At 60.5% G+C, this 2944-nt stretch carries 1 protein-coding gene; it reads right to left on the bottom strand.

Annotated features, from left to right (window positions below; translation table 11 throughout):
* Nucleotides 1–345: 345 nt before the first annotated feature.
* Nucleotides 346–2944, bottom strand: a 2599-nt coding sequence (locus EOA86_RS28850) for an adenylate/guanylate cyclase domain-containing protein (protein ID WP_245497407.1), incomplete at its 5' end; no start/stop codon positions are given.

The raw sequence follows: 2944 nt of genomic DNA, 5'->3' as shown, positions 1-2944 counted from the left end.
GTGGTGGGGGCTGGCGGTGGTGGCGGCGCTGCTTCTGGCCCGCTGGCTGCGGCGCGACGGGATCGCGCCGCCGCTCTCCTTCGGCCATTGATAAAGTGGCTGCCGGTTCGTCCGGTGGCCGCCATGTCCTAACATTGTGGCTCATTCTCAGCGCCAGCCCACGAAAGGTCCGCCAAGCGGCCGAGAGCAGACCGGCAGCTTCGGGCTGCGAACTTTTAAGAGCGGACATTCAGCTTGGTGTGGGTATCGTCGTGACCTGACCCTGAGCCGAACGACGCGAAACCGCTGGAACGGTATGCAAAGATATCGCGAGCGACCAAGGCACTCAGCATTCGTGTCGAGCGTTCAGGTCCGTAGTTGTGCAATAAATTCTTCGAGCACCTTGATGGCTTCGGCTCGGCCAGCGTCTTTCAGGAAGGGTACGTCGATCTCGACCCGCAATCCTTCCTGGATGTGGCGGAGCACCGGCACGGGAGTCGGTTGATCGCCCCGAATTCCAAGCACACGATATGACCGAACAGGTTCCGAAAAGCCTTTGATGGTCAGCGGCGTCAACTCCTCTGACTCGATGTCGTCCTTGACAAGCGCCCAAGTCTCATGCGCCAGCAGAACGCCGCCAAGATCGGCATGTGCCTGAAGGCGCGAGGCGAGATTCACCTCGCCGCCGATGATGGTGTAGTCCATCCGGTCCTCACTGCCGAAATTGCCGACGGTGCAGTAGCCGGTGTTGATTCCGATACGCAGATGGAAGGGCAGTTTATAGCCTGCGTCCACCCACTCTCTCTGCAGTTCTTTCATGCGCCTCTGCATCGCGATCGCCATCCTGACGCAGGCGAGCGCATCTTCTCTGGTGCCTTTCGTCTCGGGGTCGCCGAAGAAGGCGAGGATGGCATCCCCAACATACTTGTCGATGGTTGCGCCGTGCTCCAAGGCAATCTTCGCCATCTCGGTCAGGTACTGATTGAGCAGTTCGGTCAATTCCTCGGACTCGAGTTTGTCCGTCGTCGCGGTAAAGTCGGCAATGTCGGAAAAGAACACGGTGAGTTTCTTTCTCGATGAAGAAATCTCGACGTTCCGTTTGCCCGAGAAGATCGATGAATAAACCTGCGGCGAGAGATACTTGGACAGCTTGCTGGAAAGCGATTCGAGCATGCGGTTCTGTTCGCCGACGCGATTGCTCGCTTCCTCTGCCTCGCGCTTGGCAGCCGCCGTTGCAGTGTGAAGTTGAGCGTTTTCCAGCGCGATCGAGGCGAGCTGTCCAAAGCGCTTCAACAACTCGACCTCTTCCTCGCCGAAGTCGAGCGCCGAGGCGTCGTCGTAAGCAATGCCGAGCACTCCAACGACCGTGTCGCCGGACTTGAGCGGCACCCCCATGATCGCCCGAATAGTGATGTCCATTTGCGCTGCGGCAGCGGCCCGTCCCGGCCAGTTCTGATAGTCGGTGATCACGAGGGGCTCGCCAGTATTCCACACCGTGCCGGCTACCCCTTCGTTTATCGCCAGCCTCTGGCCGATATGCGTGGCGTAGATCCCGACTCCGACCTTGCGCTCGAGAGATTCACCGGCCTCGTCAACCAGGTAGACGTAGCCGTGCTCGGTACCCAGCAACTGCGCTGCTCGACTCGTGAGATCCGACAGAAGCTCGGCAAGATCGAGCCTCGCGATCAACCCGAGCGACGTGTCATGCAAGGCGCCCAGATATTCGCTCTGGCGGCGAAACCGTCTGGCGAGGTTCTCCTGCTCTCTGCGGCGGTTCTCGAGGTCTCCAATGTTCGAAGCCAGTTGCACGGTCATGCTGTTGAAGCTGGCAGCGAGCTTGCCGATTTCATCTCCTGACTCGACCTTCGCGCGGGCCGCGAGGTCGCCTCTGCGCACGCGATCGGCGACACTGGTCAGTCGCTGGATCGGTCCGGCGATACTGTCCCGGAATATCAGGCCAAGCAGCAAGCCCGACAAAACGGCTGCTGCCCCGACGGTCAGGATTATTTGTTGCGCACGTTCGAGCTGGTCCCGGCCACCCGCGAGGTCGACTTGAAGCCGCTGCTGCTCTTGAGTGGCGACAGCGTCGAGGAGCGCGAGCATGCGCTCTGCGATCGGCACTGCCTTCGTGCGGAACAGATAAAGGTCCTCGCGTGCGTGTTCGCCCTCCACCGCCTCGAACATCCGCGCGGGCAGCTCGAGGAATGCAGTCCGGCTCTTGGCCATTCTATCGATCAACGCAGTCTGGTTAGCCGCAAGCGTGGTGCCCTCTTTCGCGATGTTGGACCAGGCCCCTTCGTTGATGTTAAAGTTGGCCTGATACTCATATTTGAAGCTCTCCCGTCCAGTGGTGACATAGCCGCGCAGCCCAGCGACCATCGCGTAGAAGGAGCTCTGGAACGAGGCCAGGTCGGCCAGGAGCGCCGTATTCGCAGCCGTCGGATCACGGTTCCGCTGGGCCAGCATCATGGCTTTGGCCGACGCCACCACCGTCGCTATGAGCGGGTTGGCGTCGCTCACAAGGATCTTGAGCGCGGGTTCCCTGCGCAGCTGATCGTTACGCAGTTCGAATAGCTGCTCGGACAGTGGTTGCCATTCAGCCAGCAGTTGACCGATTTCTTGCATGCCGAGCTCGGCATTGCTGCGCCCGGCTGGCGACTCGCCCTTTGCGCGCAGGAGACCCTCAAGCTCGCGCATGTCGGCAAGGAAGGCCTCGTTGGCCAGCCGATAGCCATCCCGATAGGACTCGTCGCCAAGTGCCAGATAACCTCGCACCTCGCCCAGCATGCGGAGCAGATTCGCTTGGGCCCGAGCCGATGCAACCGCGCTTGGCGCGCTGAGATCGGTGGTTCTGTTGATGTTGCGAACGGCCGCTATGCTTCCCAGGTAGTTCAACCCGACGACAAGCAGCATTAAAGCGACCAGGATTCCAAACCCGACCGTAAGCTTGCCGCCAATGTTGAGC

It is taken from the genome of Mesorhizobium sp. M5C.F.Ca.IN.020.32.2.1 (genome assembly GCF_004023105.1).
Taxonomy (GTDB): Bacteria; Pseudomonadota; Alphaproteobacteria; order Rhizobiales; family Rhizobiaceae; genus Mesorhizobium; species Mesorhizobium wenxiniae.
Note: the sequence above shows the minus strand (reverse complement) of the source record. Positions and strands in the feature narration are given on the sequence as shown.